A 21,791-nucleotide genomic window follows, 5' to 3' on the forward strand; every position below is an offset into this window, starting at 1 on the left:
TTTCATTTGGACGTGTTGTCGACGACGAGCCTCAGTACTGGACCTGGCTGAGAGCGCTGTTTCAGCGCCAGTAAGCTGCGCGTGGTCACAGCTTGCCTGCCATTTACCTCTACGGGCTCCAGCATCCCGAATTCACGCTGCTGGCGCACCCATGTTTGCGACCGGCCGACAAATCCGGCCGCTTCAGCGATCGTCAGTGCCATCGGAGTGGCCGGCCGTTGATCGATGATTTTCATGCGATCCTCCTGAGAGTGGGCTTGAGCAACCTAGTTTGCGGTCTCGCGCGCGGCGAAAACAGCATCCTCAGAATTGAGCGTTTCGCGGAGATGCTTCGCGTGTTGCAGCTTGCGGAGCTCTCCTATGTAGATCTCGATCAGCCTGCTAGGGGCACGCGCTCGACTGGGTTCAAATGGAGGATTTTCCTCAAACTCGCACTGCCAATCGAATAATGCACCATTGTCGGCAAGCCTATCGACAGCCTCGACATCGAGAACCTGATCCGCGGACTTGGCCCAGGCTTTAGCTCTCTGCCAAAGTGCGTCCATGGATTTCACTTCGTTCGCGAGGACAGCACACCGTACATCGAGGACTGAAACACCGCTGTCGGCATAGAAATCCAAAGGCTGGCCCAAAGACTGCGTGACAAACGCATGGATGGCTCGCCGAACATGGTCATATTTGAAACTTGAACTGCCCTGCTGGTGGCGCTGAACTCCTCTGCTTAAAAAATGCGCCGTGCTGGTGACCGGTCGAACATGGTCGGAGAAAACGAGATATGCGCCAACAACGAGATCGACCACCGTGCTCCGGGTCGGCCTCCATTCTCCAGCGGTCTTCTCTGGCAGCGGCTCCAGCCTCCCTCCGGCCCGGCCGTAAACGATCATTCCCGCCGCATACGTGCTTGCTTGTTCGAAACCGTACGTCTTCGCAATCATCTGAATAGCGTCTTTCTGGACACGAAACTCAGCATCTGCGCGCTGCATCGCCAGCTTCACGGTAGGTACTGCGAAAGCCTCCTTGGCTCGGCAGGCGAAGGCAAGAAAGCTGCGAGGATCCGGGGTTGTAAGGCGCGTTTGCAGCATCAGCCGAAAATCCCCAAATCTACTGGTGCGCTAGGTCCTGTTGACAAAGTGGATTCCCAAATCAGCAGAAGCGTGATTCAAGACTGCTTTTTAGGAGGCAGTTTTGGCTCGCGGCGACCTGACAGATATGGAATGGCGGATCATCGAGGGGTTGTTGCCCACCGAACGCGGCAGGAAGTCCCGACCGTCGCACGATAATCGGCAATATCTGAACGGTATGCTGCATGTCCTTCGGGTCGGATGCCCGTGGCGCGACATGCATGAGCGATACGGAAAGTGGAATTCGGTCTATGTGCGCTTCCGCCGTTGGGCCGAACAAGGCGTTTGGGACGCCCTGCTTGAGACCCTCGTCGAACTGGGGCTGACGGATGACTGGCAGCACATGATCGACAGCACCACTGTTCGCGGCCATTCGCAGGCGGCGGGCGCAAAAGGGGGACTTATCAGGAGGCTTTTGGTCGATCACGCGGCGGCTTTACGACGAAAATCCACGCCCGAGCAGACGGTCAGGGCCGCCCTCTTGGCTTCGTCCTGACAGGCGGCGAGGCTTCGGACTACAACGCCGTTCCTGACTTGCTGGCGATACCGGTCGGCAAGCCGAGGTTGTTCCTCGCCGACAAAGGCTACGACGGTGACTTCCTGCGTGAAGAACTCCTGATCCACGGTATCAGGCCGGTCATTCCGCCAAAAACCAACCGAAAGAACCCGCCTGCCTGCGACTTTCGGGTTTACAAAGATCGAAACCGCATCGAGCGGATGTTCAACCGTCTCAAGCAGTTCCGGCGCGTCGCGACCCGATACGACAAGACACGAAAATCCTTCTCGGCATTCCTCGCCCTGGCAGCCGCAAAGATATGGCTGCCATACTTTGTCAACAGGACCTAGGACGCTTTGCTTTCCTTGCTTTGGAGCTATCACCTCGGAAAGGGGCAGCCGAGCGTTCGATCAAAGCGTCGACGTCGGCACGGCGAATAAGAGTGCGGCCGCCGACTTTAACGGAAAGCAATTCTCCTCGACGGAGCAAATTGTATACGTGCCCGCGAGAGGATCTGAAATAATCCGCTGTTTCGGATATTGAAAGAACTGGTGACATTGGTGCGTCGTCCTTTTGATCTTTGTAAAAGGTTGATCAAAGCCGCGTCACAAGTCAATAACAAATTACCGTTCTCAATCAAGAACTTGACGACATACACGGGACATACATCACTTGTATGCGCGAATGACATACAACACTAGGGGAGCGATAAATGCCGGATAGTATTTGCATTTTGAGAACGCGCTTTACGCGCGACGGGGCGTTTACTGCGCAAAAACTCGCGGGGCTTTTCTGTGAAGCGAGATCAACAGCAACGCCGAGCCCAATCGAGGGCTAGCAGGAGTTGGGGTAGCCGGAGGGGTAGAAGCCAAATATCCCAAATTTCTCAATGAAATCAATGGGACATGGCGGACAGAGAGGGATTCGAACCCTCGATAGAGTTTCCCCTATACACGCGTTCCAGGCGTGCGCCTTCAACCACTCGGCCACCTGTCCGTCCGCTCGCTGCCGGCGGTCAATCCGGCGCGGACCGCTTTCCTGTTTCCATTTCGGCGGGACGGCGCGATATATACCGAGGTTTGCGGCGGGATCAACCGCTTTCTGACAGATTTTTGAAGGATGTTCGGGTTCGAGCGAAGGATTGCGGAAAGCCGGCCGTCTCCCTATCTATAGGCAGGAATGAAGCGGAGCGGATTTGGGCTTGCGCGGGCGGTATCTGGAAGGTGCGCGATGATACGGTTCATCCTGAAGGCCATCAGCCTCGTCGCGCTGGTCGTCGCCGTCATGGCGGGCACGATCGATGCGATCCAGTCGGTTTCGGCCTCCGAGCCGGTGCTGACGCCGCTCGCGGTCGCCTGGAGCACGGCAAGCCCGGACACGATCGCGCTCGTCGCCGACGGCATCATGCGCAACCTCCATCCCTATGCCTGGGATCCGGCGGCCATGTGGGTGCTCTCGCAGCCGGCCTTTGTCGTCCTGCTCGCCGTCTCGCTGTTCTTCTGGGTGATCGCCTACCGTCGCCCGCCCGTCGCGGGCCGCTTCACCGCCTGAAACACGCCTTTTCGCGCAGGTGCCGCCAAGCCAGGCGCTTTGCACCTTCGCTGGAATTGCCCAACCGGCCAGGAGGCCAGAAATGTTCCTGATCGACATGTTCAACAAGAAGACCGTCATGCCCGCGCCCGGCGCAGCCCTGCCCGGCCGTGCCGAACCCATCCCCACATCCAAGACCCACTTCGTCAACGGCCGGCCGCTGGAAGGCCCCTATCCGGACGGTTTCAAGATCGTGCTGCTCGGCATGGGCTGCTTCTGGGGCGCCGAGCGGCTGCTCTGGAAGATTCCGGGCGTCCATGTGACGGCGGCTGGCTATTCCGGCGGCTTCACGCCCAACCCGACCTATCACGAGACGACGACGGGCCTGACCGGCCATGCCGAGGTCGTGCGCGTCGTCTACGATCCCGCCGAGGTGAGCCTGGAGACGCTGCTGAAGGCGTTCTTCGAGGCGCATGACCCGACCCAGGGCATGCGCCAGGGCAACGATATCGGCACGACCTACCGCTCGGCGATCTATCTCGACGACGCGGCGGACCTTGCGACCGCGCGCCGCGTGCGCGACGCCTACCAGGCCGCGCTGACGGCGGCGGGACGCACCGACAGGATCACCACCGAGATCGCCGAGGCCGGGCCGTTCTACTTCGCCGAGGATGTGCACCAGCAATATCTCGCCAAGAACCCGGGCGGCTATTGCGGCCTGCGGGGCACGGGCGTTTCCTGCGCCATCGGCTGATTTCGCAGAATTTTCAGAAGGATGCGCGCCGCCGCGAAAAGGCTTTCGCGGCGGCTTCTATTTTTTACCAGTTGAAAAATTTCTGGTGAATTTTTCCTTGAGCCATGCAAGGATGCCGCCAGCCTGACCCAAGGGAACGGGTCGGTGGCTCCGTTGCGCGCCTTTCGGCGCCCACGCGGAAGGTCCCTATAAGATCAATAGCGAACAGGGCTGCACAATGAAAAAAACCCTTCTCACCCTTCTTGCCACGGCCGCCATGTCGGCAAGCGCGTTTGCCGCGGACATCAAGCCGGCGATCATCTATGACCTCGGCGGCAAGTTCGACAAGTCGTTCAACGAGGCAGCCTATAACGGCGCGGAGAAGTTCAAGGCCGAGACCGGCATCGACTATCGCGACTTCGAAATCGCCAATGACGCCCAGCGCGAACAGGCGCTCCGGCGCTTCGCCAGCGACGGCAACAACCCGATCGTGATGGCCGGCTTCTCCTGGGCGGCCCAGCTCGAGAAGGTCGCGGCCGAATATCCGGACACCAAGTTCGCCATCATCGACATGGTCGTCGACAAGCCGAACGTCCGTTCGGTCGTCTTCAAGGAAGAGGAGGGCGGCTGGCTCGCCGGCATCCTCGCCGGCATGGCGTCCAAGACGAAGACCGTCTCGTTCGTCGGCGGCATGGATATCCCGCTGATCCACAAGTTCGCCTGCGGCTATATCGGCGGCGTCAAGTCGCTCGGGTCCGACATGAACGTGCTCGAAGCCTATACGGGCACGACGCCGGATGCCTGGAACGACCCGGTCAAGGGCGGCGAGATCGCCAAGTCGCAGTTCGACCAGGGCTCCGACGTGGTCTATCACGCGGCCGGCGGCACGGGCGTGGGCGTCCTCCAGGCGGCGGTCGATGCGGGCAAGCTCGGCATCGGCGTCGATTCCAACCAGAACGGCCTGCATCCGGGCAAGGTGCTGACCTCGATGGTCAAGCGCGTCGACGTCGCCGTCTATGACGCCTTCATCACCGCCAAGGACGACACGTTCCAGCCCGGCGTCAACGTGCTCGGCCTCAAGGAGAACGGCGTCGACGTCGCCATGGACGAGAACAACGCGCCGCTCATCACCCCGGAAATGAAGGCCGCGGTCGACAAGGCCCGCGCCGACATCATCGCCGGCACGGTGAAGGTGCACGACTACATGTCGGACGAGACCTGCCCCTACTAAGCGGCAGCGACGGCCCGTTTGCATCGCGCAGACGGGCCGATTCCGTCTTCCGGGATTGCTTTGCGCACGCAAACCGATGCGCGCCTGCTGGACGTGCTTCAGTAGTGCGGCGGGCGGGTGATGGCCGGGGCGTCGAGGGAGCCCTCTTCCAGCGCGAGGAACCGTTCCGTCAGCCGGTCGAGCTTCGACCGTAGCTGCTCGACCACGCGCCATTGCTCGGCGAGCTGGTCGGAGAGTTCCTCGATCGTGTTGGCCTGGTGGGCGACGTGTTCCTCCAGCCGGGCGAGGCGGTCGGCCTCGGTCTCGTCGGGGCGGTCGGGCATGGTCATGGCTTTCCTCCTCGGTCGAATGCCGGGCGGCAGGAGCTATAGCGGCTGGGGCCGGCGTCCGCAATCGGACTGGACAAGGGCGGCGGAAGCAACAAGACTAAGACCGGTCGGCCGAAAGGCCCGTCGGCCTCAAATCCCCGTAAGAGTGGATCGTCATGAGCGAATTGGCAATCGAACTGCAGGGCATCGACAAGAGCTTCGGCCTCGTCCACGCCAACCGGAACATCAACCTGAAAGTCCGCAAGGGCACCATTCACGGCATCATCGGCGAAAACGGCGCCGGTAAATCCACCCTCATGTCGATCCTCTACGGCTTCTACCAGGCCGACCATGGCGATATCCTCGTCGACGGCCGGAAGGCCGATATCCGCGATCCGAACGCGGCGATCGCCGCCGGCATCGGCATGGTGCACCAGCACTTCATGCTGGTGGAGAATTTCACCGTGCTGGAAAACATCATGCTCGGGGCGGAAGAGAGCCAGATCCTCAACGCCGGCATCACCAAGGCGCGCGCCGAGCTGAAACGGCTGGAAAAGGAATATGCGCTGGAGGTCGATCCGGACGCCGTCATCGAGGAGCTGCCGGTCGGCATCCAGCAGCGCGTGGAGATCCTGAAGGCGCTCTACCGCAGGGCCGATATCCTCATCCTCGACGAGCCGACGGGCGTCCTCACCCCGGCGGAAGCCGATCACCTCTTCCGCATCCTCGAGCAGTTGAAGGCCGAGGGCAAGACGGTGCTGCTCATCACCCACAAGCTGCGCGAGATCATGGCGATCACCGACGAGGTCTCCGTCATGCGCCGCGGCGAGATGGTGGCCACGCGCACGACGAAGGAAACCTCGGTGGAGGAGCTGGCCGAGCTGATGGTCGGCCGCCGCGTTCTGCTGCGCGTCGAAAAGGGCGAGGCGAAGCCTGCCGACGTCAAGCTCTCGGTGAAGAACCTCACCGTGCGCGACAGCCGCGGCGTGACCATGGTCGACGACGTCTCCTTCGACATCCGCGCCGGCGAGATCGTCGGCATTGCCGGCGTTGCCGGCAACGGCCAGTCGGAGCTGCTGGAGGCGATCTCCGGCATCCGCCGCGCGAAATCCGGCACCGTGCTGCTGAACGGCAGTCCCATCGACGTCACCGGCCATGCGGACCCTGCCGAGCTGCGCAAGCGCGGCCTCGCCCATGTGCCGGAGGACCGGCACCATGTCGGCCTCGTGCTGAAATTCGAGGAAAGCGAAAACGCCATCCTCGGCTACCACGACGATCCGAAATACCGCAAGGGCATGCTGCTCGACATCGACGCCATCCGCGCCGATGCGGAGGAGAAGATCGCCGCCTACGACATCCGCCCGCCGAACCCGCGGCTGAAGACCGCCAATTTCTCCGGCGGCAACCAGCAGAAGATCGTGCTGGCGCGCGAGATGGAGCGCGATCCGGACGTGCTGGTCATCGGCCAGCCGACGCGCGGCGTCGATGTCGGCGCCATCGAGTTCATTCACAGGCGCATCATCGAGATGCGCGACCAGGGCAAGGCGGTGCTGCTCGTCTCGGTCGAGCTCGACGAGATCCGCGCGCTGTCCGACCGCATCCTGGTCATGTTCGCCGGCCGCGTCGTCGGCGAGCGCACGCCCGATACCACCGAAGGAGAACTCGGCCTGTTGATGGCCGGGGTGGAAGGCCGGAAGGAGGCCGCGGAATGAGTGTCCCGCACGCGAAACTGCCCGGCTGGGCCGAATACGGCCTGATCCCGCTCGTCAACCTCGCCGTCGCCTTCCTGATTTCCGGCCTCGTCGTGCTCATCGTCGGCGAAAGCCCGCTGGAGGCCGCCTACCACATGATCAACGGGGCCTTCGGCCGCGGCGAATATATCGGCTTCACGCTCTACTATACGACGACCTTCATCTTCACCGGCCTTGCCGTGGCCGTCGCCTTCCATTGCGGCCTGTTCAACATCGGCGGCGAAGGGCAGGCCTATATCGGCGGCATCGGCGTGGCGCTCGCCTGCCTGTCCTTCGACCATACGCTGCCCTGGTATCTCGTCTTCCCGATCGCGATCCTCGGCGCCGCCTTCTTCGGCGCCCTCTGGGCGCTGATCCCCGGCTGGCTGCTGGCCAGGCGCGGCAGCCACATCGTCATCACGACGATCATGTTCAACTTCATCGCCGCCAGCCTGATGAACTACCTGCTCAACAAGGTGTTCAAGCCGCTCGGCTCCATGTCGCTGGAAACCCGTACCTTCGATGCCGGCGGCCAGCTGCCCAAGCTCGACTGGCTGATGTCGATCTTCGGCCTTTCCGTCGGCACGGCGCCGTTCAACATCTCCTTCCTGCTGGCGCTTCTTGCCGCCTTCGGCGTCTGGGTGCTGATCTGGCGCACGCGGCTCGGCTACGAGATGCGCACCATGGGCCACAGCCCCGCCGCGGCGCGCTATGCCGGCATCAAGGAGGCGAAGATCATCGTCATCACCATGATGATCTCGGGCGGGCTGGCCGGCATGATGGCGCTGAACCCGATCATGGGCGAGCAGTTCCGCATGCAGCTCGACTTCGTGCAGGGCGCGGGCTTCGTCGGCATCGCCGTGGCGCTGATGGGCCGCTCGCATCCGGCGGGCATCATTCCCGCGGCGCTGCTCTTCGGCATGCTCTACCAGGGCGGGGCGGAAATCTCCTTCGAGATGCCCTCCATCTCGCGTGACATGATCGTCATCATCCAGGGCCTCGTCATTCTCTTCGCCGGCGCGCTCGAGCACATGTTCCGCCCGGCCATCACGCGCCTCGTCCTCGGCCTGTCGCCGAAGACCCGCGACGTCGCCGCCACCAAGGGAGCCTGATATCAATGGATTTCTTTCAGGTCTTCATCGAGCTGGCCCAGTCGACCGTCCGCCTCTCGACGCCGCTGATCCTTGCCGCGCTTGCCGGCCTCTTCACCGAACGGGCCGGCGTCTTCGACATCGGCCTCGAAGGCAAGATGCTGGGCGCGGCCTTCGCGGCCGGCTGCGTCGCCTATATCAGCCAATCCGTGATGATGGGGCTTTTCGCCGCCGTGCTCGTCTCGGTGCTGCTCTCGCTGGTGCACGGCTATGCCTCGATCACCCAGCGCGGCAGCCAGATCGTCTCCGGCGTCGCCATCAACTTCGTCGTCGCCGGCTCCACGGTCATCCTCGGCGAGGCCTGGTTCCGCCAGGGCGGGCGCACGCCGGCGCTGACGGAGGATGGCCGCTTCGGGCGGATCACGCTGCCGTTTGCCGATGCGGTGCGCGAGGTGCCGATCCTCGGTCCGCTCTATTCGGGCCTGCTCTCCGGCCATTCGCCGCTGACCTATCTCGCCTTCCTGATGGTGCCAGCAAGCTGGTGGATTCTCTACCGCACGCGCTTCGGTCTTCGCCTTCGCGCCGTCGGCGAGAACCCCGGCGCGGTCGATACCGCCGGCATTTCCGTGATCTGGCTGCGCTACCGCGCCGTCATCTGCTGCGGCATCCTGTGCGGCATTGCCGGCGCCTACCTTTCGCTTTCGGCCAATGCCGGCTTCACCAAGGGCATGACGGCGGGCAAGGGCTATATCGCGCTCGCGGCCCTCATCTTCGCCAAGTGGCGGCCGAAGAACATCCTCTTCGCCTGCCTGCTCTTCGGCTTCCTCGATGCCTTCGCCATCCGCTACCAGGGCTACGCCTTCCCGCTGATCGGCAGGGTGCCGGTACAGTTCATGCAGGCGCTGCCCTATATCCTGACGGTGATCCTGCTTGCAGGCTTCATCGGCAAGGCCATTCCGCCGAAGGCCGGCGGCGTGCCCTACGTCAAGGAGCGCTGAAAATGTCCCACGACCTCTTCGAGGCGGCGCGCGCCGCGATGGCCTTCGCGCATGCGCCCTATTCGAAATTCCCCGTCGGCGCGGCGATCCGCGCCGAGGACGGCAAGATCTATGCCGGCGCCAATATCGAGAACCTGTCCTTCCCGCAGGGCTGGTGCGCCGAGCCGACCGCGATCAGCCACATGATCATGGCCGGCAACAGGAAGATCGTCGAAATGGCCGTCATCGCCGAGAAGCTGCCGCTCTGCCCGCCCTGCGGCGGCTGCCGGCAGAAGATCGCGGAATTCGCCACTGCCGGGACGCCGATCTACCTGTGCGACGAGACCGGGGTGAAGAAGACCATGACCATGGAAGAATTGCTGCCGCACGGTTTTGCGACGGATGTGATCGGATGAGCGCGGAAACGACAGAGCTCCTTCGCGCTCGCCTCGGCGGCGTGCTGCCGCGCTACGGCATCGTGCTCGGCTCCGGCCTCGGCGCGCTTGTCGAGGCCGTCGAGAACCCGCTGCGCATACCCTATTCGGACCTGCCGAGCTTTCCCGTCAGTTCCGTCTCCGGCCATGCCGGCGAAATGGTCATCGGCACGCTCGGCACCGTGCCGGTCATCATGCTGTCCGGCCGCGTGCACTATTACGAGCGCGGCGACGCCAATGCCATGCGCCCGCCCATCGAGGTGCTGAAGGGGCTCGGCGTCACGTCGCTGATCCTCACCAATTCGGCAGGCTCGCTGCGCGAGGACATGCCGCCCGGCTCGGTGATGCGCATTTCCGACCATATCAATTTTTCCGGCGCCAATCCGCTGATCGGCATCGACAGCGACGACCGCTTCGTCGGCATGACCAATGCCTATGACGCGGACCTTGCCGCGCGCATGGACAGGGCGGCCGGGAAACTGGACATCCCGCTGTCGTCGGGCGTCTATATGTGGTTCTCGGGCCCGAATTTCGAAACGCCGGCGGAGATCCGCATGGCGCGCGTCCTCGGCGCCGATGCCGTCGGCATGTCGACCGTGCCGGAAGTGCTGATCGCCCGCCATCTCGGCCTGAAGGTCGCCGCCGCCTCGGTCATCACCAATTTCGGTGCCGGCATGACGGGCGGCGAACTCAGCCATCACGAAACCAAGGACATGGCCCCGATCGGCGGGAAGCGGCTTGCCGCGATCCTTGCCGAAATGATCGCGGGCGGAGACGAAGACCATGCATGAGGACAGCATCAAGGCCACCGCGCAAAAGGCGCTCTCGCTGCTCGACCTGACCGACCTCACCGACACCTGCGATGCTGCCGCCATCGACACGCTCTGCGCCCAGGCGCAGACGCGTTTCGGAAACACGGCCGCCATCTGCATCTGGCCGCGCTTCGTGGCGCAGGCGCGGGATATCCTCGGCGCGGGCCACGCGGTGAAGATCGCGACCGTCGTCAACTTCCCTTCAGGCGACCTTACGGTCGAGGACGTGCTGGCGGAGACGCAGCAGGCGATCGCCGATGGCGCTGACGAGATCGACCTCGTCATCCCCTACCGCGCCTTCCTCGCCGGCAACGCGGCGGCGGTGAGCGAGATGGTGGCGGCGGTCAAGGCCGCCTGCACGCCGCCGGTGCGTCTCAAGACCATCCTGGAAACCGGCGAGATCAAGGATGCGGCGCTCATCCGCAAGGCGTCGGATCTCGCCATTGCCGCCGGCAGCGACTTCATCAAGACCTCGACCGGAAAAGTGTCCGTCAATGCGACCCTGCCGGCCGCCGAGATCATGCTGACGGCGATCAGGGACAGCGGCAAGCCGGTCGGCTTCAAGCCGGCCGGCGGCGTGCGCACGGTCGCCGATGCCGGCGAGTATCTGGCGCTCGCCGCCTCGATCCTCGGCGAAGGCTGGGCGACGCCGCAAACCTTCCGCTTCGGCGCCTCCGGCCTTCTCGGCGACATCCTCTCCGTGCTCGGCGGCCAGTCCGCGCCGCCACCGCCCGCGAGCTACTAGCATGCTCCCGCAGGAGACGATCCGCCGCAAGCGGAACGGCGAGCCCCTCACCGCCGAGGAGATCGCCCGCTTCATCGCCGGCCTCACGGATGGCAGCGTCTCGGAAGGGCAGGTGGCGGCCTTCGCCATGGCGGTCTGGTTCAACGGCATGGCACGCGAGGAGACCGTCGCGCTGACGCTCGCCATGCGCGATTCGGGCGATGTGCTCGACTGGTCGGACATCGACCGGCCGATTGCCGACAAGCATTCGACCGGCGGGGTGGGCGACAATGTCTCCCTCATGCTGGCGCCGATCGCGGCGGCCTGCGGGCTTGCCGTGCCGATGATCTCCGGCCGCGGGCTCGGCCATACCGGTGGCACGCTCGACAAGCTGGAATCGATCCCCGGCTACACGATCATGCCCTCTGCCGAGCGCTTCCGCCGCACGGTCCGGGAGGTCGGCTGCGCCATCATCGGCCAGACGGCGGACCTCGCGCCGGCCGACAAGCGCCTCTATGCCATCCGCGACGTCACGGCGACGGTCGACTCGGTGCCGCTGATCACCGCCTCCATCCTCTCCAAGAAGCTTGCCGCCGGCCTCCGGTCGCTGGTGCTCGACGTGAAGGTCGGCAACGGCGCCTTCATGGCGGAGACGGGCGAGGCGGAGACGCTGGCCCGCTCGCTGGTCGCGGTCGCGAACGGGGCCGGGGTCACGACCGCCGCCCTCATCACCGACATGAACCAGCCGCTCGCCGATGCCGCCGGCAATACCGTCGAGATTGCCAACTGCATCGCCTTCCTGAAGGGCGGGAAAACCGGGACGCGCCTGGAGCGGATCGTGCTCGCCTTCGCGGCGGAAATGCTGGTTCTGTCGGGACTGGACAAGGATATCGCCGCCGCCGAAGGCCGTGCCGCCACGGCCCTTTCCAGCGGCGCGGCGGCCGAGACGTTCGGGCGCATGGTGCAGGCGCTCGGCGGCCCGGCCGACCTCATGGAGCGGCCGGACGCCTATCTTGCGCCGGCCCCTGTCATCCGGCCGGTCATCGCGCCGCATTCCGGCTATCTTGCCGCCTGCGACACGCGTGGGCTCGGCCTTGCCGTCATCGCGCTCGGTGGCGGGCGCAGCCGCCCGGACGACGGGATCGACCATCGCGTCGGTTTCGACCGGCTGCTGCCGCTCGGCGCGACGGTGGAGAAGGGCGAGGAGATCGGCCGCGTGCATGCGGCGGATGCGGAGAGCGCGGCGCATGGCGCGGCGCGGCTTGCCGGGCTCTACCGGATCGCGCCGGAGGCCCCCTTGCCCTCGCCGGACATCCTGTCGCGCATCAGCGGGTGAGGTGCAGCTTGCCGCCCTCGACGCGGTAGGACGACAGCCCCTTCAGGAAGCTCATGCCGATCAGCGTGCTCGACAGCGCCTTGTCGTCGAGCACCATGGCACCGACATTCTCCATGCGCACCGGGCCGATCTCGACGCGGTTAAGGCGGATATAGGCGGCGCGCGCCTTGCCGTTCGCCGTGTCGACGGCATAGCGGAAATCGAGGTCCGCCTTGGCGATGCCGAGGCGCTGCGCCGTCGAGATGTTGATGGCGACCATGCTGGCGCCGGTATCGACCAGGCCCTCCTCCTTGCGGCCGTTGATGGCGAAGAGGCCGGTGAAATGGCCGTTCGGATCGGCGCTGATGACGGCGCTGCGGTTGCCGGTATAGCGTGCCGCGGCCTTGCCGGTCTCCACGGCTGCCTTCTCCACTTTCGTCTCGGGTGCCTTGGCGGTCGCGTCGAGATAACGGGTCGCAACGCCGGGCACGAAGGCCGCGGCCGCGACAACGGAACCGACGAGAAAGACAAGGCTGCGAACGAACATGGGACAGTCTCCGGGAGGATCTGTCCCGAAATAGCACGCATCCGGCTAACGGACGGCAAAAGGGGCGCTCGACGGCGCCCCTCTCCACGATCTTCGATTGGTTTGGTAAATGGCGCGTTAAATGCTTTTGCGAGCACCCTCGCCCCCTCAAGTCATCCTCGGGCTTGACCCGAGGATCCATGCGGCGGGTGTGGCGTGGATGGTCGGGTCAAGCCCGACCATGACGGAGGAGAGGGCAGAGGCCCTGTCCGGTCAGCCGCTCACTTCGTGCCGTACATGCGGTCGCCGGCATCGCCGAGGCCGGGCACGATATAGCCCTTCTCGTTGAGCTGGCGGTCGATGGAGGCGGTGTAGACCGGCACGTCCGGATGGTGCGCGCGGAAACTCCGGATGCCCTCCGGCGCGGCGAGCAGGCAGAGGAAGCGGATGTTCGTCGCCCCGCGGCTCTTCAGCGTGTCGATGGCGGCAATCGCCGAATTTCCCGTCGCCAGCATCGGGTCGACGACGATGACGAGGCGCTCGTCGATGCTGTCGGGCGCCTTGAAGAAATACTCGACCGCCTCCAGCGTCTCGTGGTCGCGGTAGACGCCGATATGGGAGACGCGGGCGGACGGCACCAGTTCCAGCATGCCTTCGAGCAGTCCGTTGCCGGCGCGCAGGATCGAGGCGAAGACAAGCTTCTTGCCTTCGAGCACCGGTGCGTCGATCTCCTCCAGCGGCGTCTCGATGCGCGCGGTGGTCAGCTCCAGGTCGCGCGTGACCTCGTAGCAGAGCAGGGTGGAAATCTCGCGCAGGAGGCGGCGGAAACTCCCCGTCGAGGTCTCCTTCTTGCGCATGATGGTCAGCTTGTGCTGCACGAGCGGGTGATCGATGACTGTGACGCCGTCCATGGCCAACCTTCCGAAAATGAGTAAACGCCTCTTTTTCCACGGAACGGCGCAAGGCCGCAAGAGTGGAGCGCGCCCGGCCGGCAACATCCCCAGCCGGCTTGCCCGTCAAAGCCGCGAAAGCAGCCCCTGGCGCGTCGGTTCGTCGACGAAGGCAGCCTCGATCGCGGTCCGCGTCATGCCGAGCAGCGCCGCGTCGCTGAAGCCCATGACGGAGGAGGCGATTTCGTATTCCCGGGCGAGCGAGGTGTGGAAGAACGGCGGGTCGTCGGAATTGAGCGTCACGCGCACGCCGGCCTCGTGAAGGGCGCGCAGCGGGTGATGCTCGAAGTCCGGGAAGACCTTCAGCGCGATATTCGAGCCGGGGCAGACCTCCAGCACCACGCCCTCGTCCGCCAGCCGCTTCACAAGGTCGCCGTCCTCGATGGCGCGCACGCCGTGGCTGATGCGCGAGGGGCGGACATGGTCGAGCGCATCGCGCACGCTGAAGGCGCCCGAAAGCTCGCCGGCATGGATGGTGATGCCGAGGCCGGCATCGCGGGCGATGTCGAAGGCGCGGGTGAAATCGGCGACGCGGTGCATGCGCTCCTCGCCGGCAAGGTTGAAGCCCGAAATCAGCGGATGCGGCCGGCGGGCGGCATATTCCGCCGCCTTCACCACCCGTTCCGGGCCGAAATGGCGGATGCCGACGATGAGGAAGCGCGTCTCGATGCCGGTCCTCGCCCGGGCCCGCCCGGCGCCCTCGGCAAGGCCGCTTATATAGGCATCGGCGCCGATGCCGACGGCGTCCCCCTGGTCGGGCGAGACGATCAGCTCGCTGTAGACGGCACCGGCTTCGGCGATCCCGGTGAGATAGGTCTCGGCGAGCAGGGCATAGTCCTCCTCCGTGCGGAAGAGGTTCGCTGTCGCATCGTAGCTTGCGACGAAGCTGGTGAAATCCTGCCAGGCATATGCGCCGTCGCGGATGAAGGCGGAGGTGTCGATGCCGTAGCGCTTCGCCTGGGAAAGGGCGAGGGCCGGCGGGGTCGCGCCTTCGATATGGCAGTGCAGCTCCGCCTTGGGCATGGGTTTCGTCACAGAAAGCTCCTTCCATGCGGGCCCGGCGCAATGCCGAGATGGCGTGCGACGCTTTCGCCGATGTCGGCGAAGGTGCTGCGGGTTTGAAGCAGGCGCGAGCGCAGGCCCGGGCCGAAGCTCATGATCGGCACGCGCTCGCGCGTATGGTCCGTGCCGCGCCAGGTCGGGTCGCAGCCATGGTCGGCGGTGAGGATGACGATGTCGCCTTGCTTCAGCTTGCGGTCCACCTCCGGCAGGCGGCGGTCGAAGGCTTCCAGCGCGGCGGCGTAGCCCGCGACATCGCGGCGGTGGCCGTAGAGCATGTCGAAATCGACGAAGTTGGTGAAGACGAGATCGCCGTCCGCTGCTTCGTCCATGACGCGGAGCGTCGCGTCGAACAGTGCCATGTTGCCGTTCGCCTTGGTGAGCCGGCCGATGCCCTGGTGGGCGAAGATGTCGCCGATCTTGCCGACGGCATGCACGGTTCGTCCGGCCTCCGTCAGCCGGTCGAGCAGGGTCGGTTCCGGCGGCAGCACGGAATAGTCGCGGCGGTTGCCGGTGCGCTCGAAGGTCTCCGGCGTCTCGCCGACGAAGGGCCGGGCGATGACCCGGCCGATGCGCCCGCCCGGCCGCTCGTCGAGGATCTGTCGCACCGTTTCGCAGAAGGCGAGCAGCCGGTCGAGGCCGAAGGCGCGCTCGTGCGCGGCGACCTGGAAGACGGAATCGGAGGAGGTGTAGCAGATCGGCTTTCCGCTGCGCATATGGTCGAGGCCGTGGCGGGCGATGATGTCGGTGCCGGAGGCATGGCAGTTGCCGAGGATGCCCGGCACCTTGCCAGCCATCGTGATGGCCTTCACCAGCTCCGGCTCGAAGGCGTCGCCTTCCGCCGGAAAGTAGCCCCAGTCGAAGCTGACGGGCGTGCCGGCGATCTCCCAGTGGCCGGAGGGCGTGTCCTTGCCGTTGGAGACCTCGCTGGCGGCGCCGTGATAGCCGAAGACGCGCTGCGGCACGTCCATGCCCTGCGGGAAGCGGCCGGTCGCGGCGCGGGCGGCATGCAGCAGGCCGAGCGCCGACATGTTGGGAAGCTTCAGCGGTCCCTGGCGAAGACCCGGCCGGTCGGCGACGCCCGACGCGCAGAACTCGGCGATGTGGCCGAGCGTGTCGGCGCCGAGATCGCCGAAGGCGGCGGCATCCGGACCGCCGCCGATGCCGAAGGAATCGAGAACGAAGAGAAAGGCTCGCGCCATGGATCACCTGCCGTCTGTCCGCATCCGGCCTGCCGGGCGGACGGATGAACTGCCAGACATGACACGGGGCTCGTGCGCGGTTCAAGCGAAATCGGCAGGCCTTGCGGTGCGCTCAGCAGTCGGAGCAGTCGATCTTCTTGCCGACGCGCAGGCGGAAATAGCTCGTCCTTCCGAGCTTGATCTTGTTGAGATTCGAATCAAGGTTCGGGGCGAGCAGCAGGATCGAATAGGGCACGGACAGTTCCGTGCGCACGATGAAGGTCTCCATGTTGCCCATGTCGCTCGGCAGCGTGACCACGCTGTTCTTGGCATAGGGGGCGTTTCCGGCCTGGTCGCGCGACCAGGCGACCGTCGCCTTGCCGTCGGCGGCAACGGCGACACCGGTGATCTTCAGCGTATAGGCGCTGTTGACGGGGAACGGCGCCACGATCTTGGCGACGACGTTCTTCATCGTGTCGAGCGTCGCCTTGTTGGTCGTATTGCTTTGCGTCAGGAGGTCGGAAATGGTGGCCGAAGCGCGGCTGACCTTGCGCGAGGCGGTGATGGCGACGGTGACCTCGAAGGCACTCACATAGGCCATCATCAGCAGCGGCGCGACGATGGCGAATTCGATGGCGCCGACGCCGCGGCGATCCTCGACGAAACGGCGCAGCCGCAGCAGCATGCCGCGCCCGGTGGCCTGCCAGCCCTTGAGGACGTCCGGAGGGGAAAGGACCTTGCGCATCACGGATAGTCCTCGTTCTGGACGACGGCCGTCGCGATCATCAGGTAGTTCTGCCGGGAACCGTCGGCCGCGCGGATGTTGGAGACATAGGGGCGGACGAGGTCCGTCACGATGTCCCAGCGATAGTAGGCCCGCACGATGTTGATGGTCCGCTTGCCGCCGGGGGCGATCTTGAAGGAAGACGGGTCGAGATCGCTGCCGGTAAGCGGGGTGGTCTTCGGGATGTCGGAGAACTTCGCGAAGCTCCTGACGTCGAGGAACAGCTTGTCCGCCTTTTTGATCTCCTTGGGCGAGCAGGGCATCAGGATGGCGATCTCGTCGCAGAAAGCCTTGCGGAACGTCTCCTCGTCTTGGGTAGAGTTGCCCGAGGAGCGGATTTCGCCCGTCCTGATCTTGCGCGCCATGGTTTCTGTGGCGTTGGCGAGAAGCTGCTCGGCGGAAAAGGCGATGAAGGTCTCAAGGGAAGCGAAGACGATCATGAAGAAGGGCAGGCTGAGAAGCGCGATCTCGATGGCCGTCGCGCCGTCACGCCGGGCAAGGAAGCGGCCGAACAGGCCCTTCTTCGGCCTTCGGCGGACAGGTGCATCATGATCGAGCGACATCGCGATCCGTTCCCAAATGCTGGACACGGGCGAGAATAGGCCGCAGACCGTTTATATTTCGTATGCGTAATGCGGAGGAGTTGAACGGTTTCCCGCATTCGGACGCCCGAAGCGGGACGAGGCGTCAGCCTCCGTTCCTGTTGCGGGCGGCGTGCTCTTCGCAATTGGGCGTGCAGGAGAGGACCGAGCGGTCCGTCTGCCGGAAGACACGCACCGTGTTGCCCTCGTCGATCGACACGAGGATGCGTTCGTCGACGATGGCGTTGCCGTCCGCATCGAGCAGGACCAGGTTGGTGGTTCCGAAGTTGCGGCCGGTCAGCACGATCGTCTGGGCATCGGCCACGGTCGCATCGGCGACATCGGCATTGCCGATGATCACCTTGCTGACGGGGCGATCGAGCTTGAGCACGCGGGCGTGGTCCATGTAGACGCGCATCAGTGGCTCGTCGGCAAGGGCGGAAGACGCCGTCGCCGCCACGACAAAAGCGGCTATTGCAAGCTTTGCGGCTTCCGCAGCGAAGATCCAGTCGCGTCCCATAAACAGTCATCCCTGCGATAAAACACCAACAGCATCGCTGCGAATGGTGAACGAAGCCTTAAGCCACTCGCTAGCCTTGTAGATTTATCCGCCGCCGATTTGGCGTGCATCACCCTTCAAGCGGGCCAAACAAAGGGAAAATACGCGCGCGTAGGGGGATTAACCGAATGCTCACCATAAATCCGGCAGGCGATTGGCAAGGTTCCGTTAACCGATTTCCTTAAGTCGATGGAAATGGCTTGCCTGTAGGTTGCAACCATCCGAACAACGGAAACAGTTGGCGGACGTGCTGAACCAACAATCGTGGAGCTAGGAGAATACCATGACCAAGATTTTCGCTCGCCTTATGAAGGACGAATCGGGCGCCACCGCCATCGAATACGGCCTGATCGCCGCCCTGATTTCCGTTGCCCTCATCACCGGCGCAACCGCCCTCGGCAACTCGCTGAACGAGACGTTTACCACGCTGGGCACCAAGCTGACCACCGAAGTGAACAAGTAATCACCGGCGGAAAACCAATCTCCGTATTTGGAAAGCCGCCTCTTAGGCGGCTTTCTGTTTTCCGGCATTATCCTTTTCCAAACGGATCGCGGGCATTCTTCGCCGAAATGGAGAGCATCATGACCCAGGCCATCATCTTCGTGGTTTTCCCGCTCTGCCTTGCGGTCGCGGCCTGCTCCGATTTCCTGACGATGCTCATCCCCAACCGGGTCTCGGCGATCCTTCTTGCCGCCTTCGTCGTCGTGGCGCCGCTGGCGGGCCTCGGCCTGACGGAGATCGCCATGCATCTTGCCGCCGGCCTTCTCGTCTTCTCCGTCTGTTTCGCGCTCTTCGCCCTCAATGTCATGGGCGGGGGCGACGCCAAGCTCCTGACCGCCAGCGCGGTCTGGTTCGGCATGAGCTTTTCCCTCATCGAATACCTGGTCTACGTGTCCTTCTTCGGCGGACTGCTGACCATCGCGATCCTTGCCCTGCGCGCCAACACGAACCTGATCCTCGCCTCGGGCCTGCCCGTTCCCGATCACCTGCTCAAGGCCAGGAAGGTGCCCTATGGCATCGCGATCGGCATCGGCGCCTTCCTCGCCTATCCGTCCTCGCCGCTGATGTTCGCGGCGCTCGGTTGAGCGGCTGCTGCCAAACTCGTTTTCATGGTCGTCCTGCCAGCCCCGGTTGAAGCGCCGGGGTTGATGCCTGTTCGCGATCCTTGCGCCGTTAGCCTCGCATTAACCATGCGCGTAAGGCGCTTATTAACCATAATTACACCATTGCCGGTCAATGTGGGCGGATAGGAAAGTCCGCAGCCCCAGGGAAACCACATGAGACCGGCGCGAATCATCATTCTGGCAGTGGCCGTCGTTTCGGCCGGCGTCGCAGGGCTTCTGGCCCTGAAGGTCGCCGGCGGGCGCGCGCCCGTTCAGACCGAAGCCGTCGTCGAGCGCGAGCCGACCGTCAGGGTGCTGGTCGCCAGGGAAAGCCTGCCGGTCGGCGCGCGCCTCAATCCGGAAACGATCGCCTGGGCGGCCTGGCCGGAAGGCTCGGTCGTCGAGGGGTTCATCACCGAGCAGAGCCGGCCGGATGCGATGGAGAGCCTCAACGGCGCCATCGCCCGCATGCCGATCTTCAACGGCGAACCGATCCGCCAGGAGAAGATCGCCGACGCGAGCAACCGCATCATGTCGTCGCTGCTGCCATCGGGCAAACGGGCGGTCGCGACGGAAATCTCGGTCGCCACGGGCGCCGGCGGCTTCATCCTGCCGAACGACCGCGTCGATGTCATCATGGTGCGCAAGAGCCCGGAAGGCTCCTACATAACCGAGACCGTGCTGTCGAACGTGCGCGTGCTCGCCATCGACCAGCAGATCCAGGAAAACGAGGACGGCTCGAAATCCGCCGTCGGCACCACCGCGACGCTGGAACTCACGCCCGACCAGACGAAGGTGATCGCCGTCGCCCAGCAGATGGCCGAGCGCCTGTCGCTGGCGCTGCGCAGCATCGCGGATGCCCAGGAAGCCGATACCGGCGCGGCCGACTACCTTCTCAGCGGCGGCGACGGCATGCCGATCATCCAGGTGATCAAGACCGGCGAAATCGTAAACGGCGGCGCGCCCGCAGCCCAGAAGTGACCAGGAGCTGACCCGTGTTTGGAATCACAAGGACTTTTCGGGCTTCTGTTGCCGGCGGGCTCAGCGTCTGCCTGGCGCTGTCCGGCCTGCCGGAGGTCGTGTTCAACGGCACGCCGGCGCTTGTCGCCGAAGCGGCGACCGCTTCCGTCATCCGCATCAACGACAGCGGCCCCGGCGCCCGCAAGGCGGTCAAGCTCGGCCTCAACAAGGCGATCGTGGTGGACCTGCCGACCGATGCGCACGATATCCTCGTCGCCGATCCGGGCAAGGCGGACGCGGTCACCCGCACCTCGCGCCGCATCTACCTCTTCGGCAAGGAAGTGGGCCAGACCAACATCTTCATCTTCGGGCCGGGCGGCGAGGAGATCGTCAGCATCGACCTCACGGTCGAGCGCGACATCGACGGGCTCCAGGCGAACCTGCGCCGCTTCATTCCCGACTCCGACATCCAGGTCGAGATCATGTCGGACAACATCGTGCTGAACGGCACCGTGCGCACCCCGCAGGACGCCAAGCGAGCCGAGGAGATCGCGGGAATCTTCCTGCGAGGCGGTGAGGCGACGACCCGCAACATCACGGCCCAGGGCAACAACGGCGATGCGGCGATCTTCGGCGAAGTGCGCCAGCGCTCCCAGGTCGTCAACATGCTCAAGATCGACGGCGAGGACCAGGTGACGCTGAAGATCACCGTGGCGGAAGTCAGCCGCCAGGTGCTCAAGCAACTCGGCTTCAACGGCTCCGCGCAGGGGTCGAATGCAGGCATCTCCTTCCGCAACCCGACCAATCTCGGCGGGGCTGCGGACTGGGTCTCCAACGGCGTCGCCTCCGGCACGATCGGCGGCCTCGCCCTTGCCAGCAGCATGAGCGCCATGGAACAGGCCGGCGTGATGCGGACCCTTGCCGAACCGAGCCTGACGGCGATTTCCGGCGAAGAGGCCCGCTTCTATGTCGGCGGCGATTTCCGCCTTCCGACCGAGCAGACGATCGATGGCGGCGACGACGGGGAAACGCCGACGGTCACCCGCAGCATTTCCCAGGTCGAATACGGCATCCGGCTGAATTTCCGCCCGGTCGTGCTGTCGCCCGGCCGCATCAGCCTGCGCGTCGAGACGGAGGTCTCCGAACCGACCTTCGAAGGATCGGCGACCTATGGCGGCCTCAATACCATTCCCGGCATGACGGTGCTCGGCATCCGGCGCCGCGAGGCCACGACGAGCGTCGAGCTGCCGTCGGGCGGATCGATCGTCATCGCCGGCCTCGTCAAGGACGATATCCGCCAGGCCGTCTCCGGCCTGCCGGGCCTGTCGAAGATCCCGATCTTCGGCACGCTGTTCCGCTCCAAGGACTTCGTGCGCAACGAGACGGAAATGGTCATCATCGCCACGCCCTATCTCGTGCGGCCCGTCGCGCGCACCGCGCTCCAGCGTCCGGACGACAATTTCAATGCGACCAACGATGCGGCGAGCTTCTTCCTCGGCAAGGTGAACAAGATCTACGGCCGCAAGGAACAAGCCGTGCCGGCGGGTAACTACCACGGCTCCATCGGCTTCATCTACAAGTGACG

Annotated in this window: 25 protein-coding genes, 1 tRNA gene and 1 pseudogene; 15 read left to right on the plus strand and 12 right to left on the minus strand. The window is 64.5% G+C overall.

Annotated features, from left to right (window positions below; genetic code table 11):
- Positions 1-2: 2 nt before the first annotated feature.
- The gene (locus shn_RS20965) at positions 3-236 is read right to left on the minus strand and encodes a hypothetical protein (RefSeq protein WP_064332129.1); all 234 of its coding nucleotides are present in this window, start codon (positions 234-236) and stop codon (positions 3-5) included.
- Positions 237-266: 30 nt separating this feature from the next.
- Entirely contained in the window at positions 267-1,082 is an 816-nt protein-coding gene (locus shn_RS20970; protein ID WP_145925974.1) for a hypothetical protein, read from the minus strand.
- Between the two features lie 127 nt (positions 1,083-1,209).
- Here shn_RS20970 and shn_RS35945 point away from each other — a divergent pair.
- Positions 1,210-1,967, plus strand: a pseudogene (locus tag shn_RS35945) (IS5 family transposase).
- Here shn_RS35945 and shn_RS35160 read toward each other — a convergent pair.
- Positions 1,954-2,175 (minus strand): helix-turn-helix domain-containing protein, encoded by a 222-nt coding sequence (locus tag shn_RS35160; protein ID WP_084438216.1) that lies wholly within the window; start codon positions 2,173-2,175, stop codon positions 1,954-1,956. The pseudogene shn_RS35945 and the gene shn_RS35160 overlap by 14 nt on opposite strands.
- A gap of 348 nt (positions 2,176-2,523) precedes the next feature.
- Positions 2,524-2,613: transfer RNA gene (locus shn_RS20985), tRNA-Ser, on the minus strand.
- Between the two features lie 234 nt (positions 2,614-2,847).
- On the opposite strand from shn_RS20985, the gene shn_RS20990 reads away from it, so the two are divergent.
- The 3 genes from shn_RS20990 (at position 2,848) to shn_RS21000 (ending at position 5,111) form a co-directional block, all read left to right on the plus strand.
- Entirely contained in the window at positions 2,848-3,168 is a 321-nt protein-coding gene (locus shn_RS20990) for a hypothetical protein (protein ID WP_244770395.1), read from the plus strand.
- 82 nt (positions 3,169-3,250) lie between these two features.
- A complete protein-coding gene (gene msrA / locus shn_RS20995) occupies positions 3,251-3,901 on the plus strand; it encodes a peptide-methionine (S)-S-oxide reductase MsrA (protein ID WP_064332131.1) in 651 nt (216 codons plus the stop codon).
- A gap of 217 nt (positions 3,902-4,118) precedes the next feature.
- Complete coding sequence (locus shn_RS21000) at positions 4,119-5,111, plus strand: BMP family protein (protein WP_064332132.1); 993 nt, start codon at positions 4,119-4,121, stop codon at positions 5,109-5,111.
- Between the two features lie 98 nt (positions 5,112-5,209).
- On the opposite strand, the gene shn_RS21005 is transcribed toward shn_RS21000, so the two are convergent.
- Entirely contained in the window at positions 5,210-5,434 is a 225-nt protein-coding gene (locus shn_RS21005) for a SlyX family protein (protein ID WP_064332723.1), read from the minus strand.
- A gap of 161 nt (positions 5,435-5,595) precedes the next feature.
- Between shn_RS21005 and shn_RS21010 the strand changes: the two genes are divergently transcribed.
- Genes shn_RS21010 through deoA form a run of 7 tightly spaced genes read left to right on the plus strand, consistent with a single transcriptional unit; the run spans position 5,596 to position 12,523 of the window.
- Positions 5,596-7,131 carry an ABC transporter ATP-binding protein gene (locus shn_RS21010; protein WP_064332133.1) on the plus strand — a complete coding sequence of 512 codons (1,536 nt, stop codon included), beginning with the start codon at positions 5,596-5,598 and terminating at the stop codon, positions 7,129-7,131.
- Positions 7,128-8,261 carry an ABC transporter permease gene (locus shn_RS21015; RefSeq protein WP_064332134.1) on the plus strand — a complete coding sequence of 378 codons (1,134 nt, stop codon included), beginning with the start codon at positions 7,128-7,130 and terminating at the stop codon, positions 8,259-8,261. Before shn_RS21010 ends, shn_RS21015 begins: the two co-directional genes overlap by 4 nt.
- Before the next feature lie 5 nt (positions 8,262-8,266).
- Entirely contained in the window at positions 8,267-9,238 is a 972-nt protein-coding gene (locus shn_RS21020; protein WP_064332135.1) for an ABC transporter permease, read from the plus strand.
- Between the two features lie 2 nt (positions 9,239-9,240).
- On the plus strand, positions 9,241-9,633 hold the full coding sequence (locus shn_RS21025; protein ID WP_064332136.1) for a cytidine deaminase: 393 nt from the start codon (positions 9,241-9,243) through the stop codon (positions 9,631-9,633).
- Positions 9,630-10,442, plus strand: a complete 813-nt coding sequence (locus shn_RS21030) for a purine-nucleoside phosphorylase (protein ID WP_064332137.1) — start codon at positions 9,630-9,632, stop codon at positions 10,440-10,442. Before shn_RS21025 ends, shn_RS21030 begins: the two co-directional genes overlap by 4 nt.
- A complete protein-coding gene (gene deoC / locus shn_RS21035) occupies positions 10,435-11,208 on the plus strand; it encodes a deoxyribose-phosphate aldolase (RefSeq protein WP_064332138.1) in 774 nt (257 codons plus the stop codon). Before shn_RS21030 ends, deoC begins: the two co-directional genes overlap by 8 nt.
- Before the next feature lies 1 nt (position 11,209).
- Positions 11,210-12,523, plus strand: coding sequence for a thymidine phosphorylase (gene deoA / locus shn_RS21040; RefSeq protein ID WP_064332139.1), 1,314 nt, complete (start codon positions 11,210-11,212; stop codon positions 12,521-12,523).
- Here deoA and shn_RS21045 read toward each other — a convergent pair.
- The 7 genes from shn_RS21045 to shn_RS21075 all read right to left on the minus strand — a co-directional run bounded on the left by shn_RS21045 (position 12,513) and on the right by shn_RS21075 (position 18,103).
- Positions 12,513-13,049 carry a TIGR02281 family clan AA aspartic protease gene (locus tag shn_RS21045; protein ID WP_064332140.1) on the minus strand — a complete coding sequence of 179 codons (537 nt, stop codon included), beginning with the start codon at positions 13,047-13,049 and terminating at the stop codon, positions 12,513-12,515. The genes deoA and shn_RS21045 overlap by 11 nt on opposite strands.
- A gap of 260 nt (positions 13,050-13,309) precedes the next feature.
- Entirely contained in the window at positions 13,310-13,939 is a 630-nt protein-coding gene (gene upp / locus shn_RS21050) for a uracil phosphoribosyltransferase (protein ID WP_064332141.1), read from the minus strand.
- Positions 13,940-14,044: 105 nt separating this feature from the next.
- Positions 14,045-15,001, minus strand: a complete 957-nt coding sequence (locus shn_RS21055; protein WP_371328611.1) for an adenosine deaminase — start codon at positions 14,999-15,001, stop codon at positions 14,045-14,047.
- 8 nt (positions 15,002-15,009) lie between these two features.
- Positions 15,010-16,239, minus strand: coding sequence for a phosphopentomutase (locus shn_RS21060; RefSeq protein ID WP_064332143.1), 1,230 nt, complete (start codon positions 16,237-16,239; stop codon positions 15,010-15,012).
- 112 nt (positions 16,240-16,351) lie between these two features.
- Positions 16,352-16,963: a TadE/TadG family type IV pilus assembly protein gene (locus tag shn_RS21065; protein ID WP_245337334.1), complete on the minus strand. Its 612-nt coding sequence runs from the start codon at positions 16,961-16,963 to the stop codon at positions 16,352-16,354.
- Positions 16,963-17,565, minus strand: a complete 603-nt coding sequence (locus tag shn_RS21070; RefSeq protein WP_064332144.1) for a TadE/TadG family type IV pilus assembly protein — start codon at positions 17,563-17,565, stop codon at positions 16,963-16,965. Before shn_RS21070 ends, shn_RS21065 begins: the two co-directional genes overlap by 1 nt.
- Before the next feature lie 124 nt (positions 17,566-17,689).
- A complete protein-coding gene (locus tag shn_RS21075; RefSeq protein WP_064332145.1) occupies positions 17,690-18,103 on the minus strand; it encodes a pilus assembly protein N-terminal domain-containing protein in 414 nt (137 codons plus the stop codon).
- Between the two features lie 322 nt (positions 18,104-18,425).
- Between shn_RS21075 and shn_RS21080 the strand changes: the two genes are divergently transcribed.
- The 4 genes from shn_RS21080 (at position 18,426) to shn_RS21095 (ending at position 21,789) form a co-directional block, all read left to right on the plus strand.
- Positions 18,426-18,605, plus strand: coding sequence for a Flp family type IVb pilin (locus shn_RS21080; protein ID WP_064332146.1), 180 nt, complete (start codon positions 18,426-18,428; stop codon positions 18,603-18,605).
- Positions 18,606-18,724: 119 nt separating this feature from the next.
- On the plus strand, positions 18,725-19,228 hold the full coding sequence (locus shn_RS21085) for a prepilin peptidase (protein WP_064332147.1): 504 nt from the start codon (positions 18,725-18,727) through the stop codon (positions 19,226-19,228).
- 192 nt (positions 19,229-19,420) lie between these two features.
- Positions 19,421-20,227 carry a Flp pilus assembly protein CpaB gene (cpaB, locus tag shn_RS21090; RefSeq protein WP_064332148.1) on the plus strand — a complete coding sequence of 269 codons (807 nt, stop codon included), beginning with the start codon at positions 19,421-19,423 and terminating at the stop codon, positions 20,225-20,227.
- 14 nt (positions 20,228-20,241) lie between these two features.
- Positions 20,242-21,789 (plus strand): type II and III secretion system protein family protein, encoded by a 1,548-nt coding sequence (locus shn_RS21095; protein ID WP_064332149.1) that lies wholly within the window; start codon positions 20,242-20,244, stop codon positions 21,787-21,789.
- Positions 21,790-21,791 lie beyond the last annotated feature (2 nt).

The sequence above is a fragment of the Shinella sp. HZN7 genome (assembly GCF_001652565.1).
In the GTDB taxonomy this organism is placed as follows: domain Bacteria; phylum Pseudomonadota; class Alphaproteobacteria; order Rhizobiales; family Rhizobiaceae; genus Shinella; species Shinella granuli.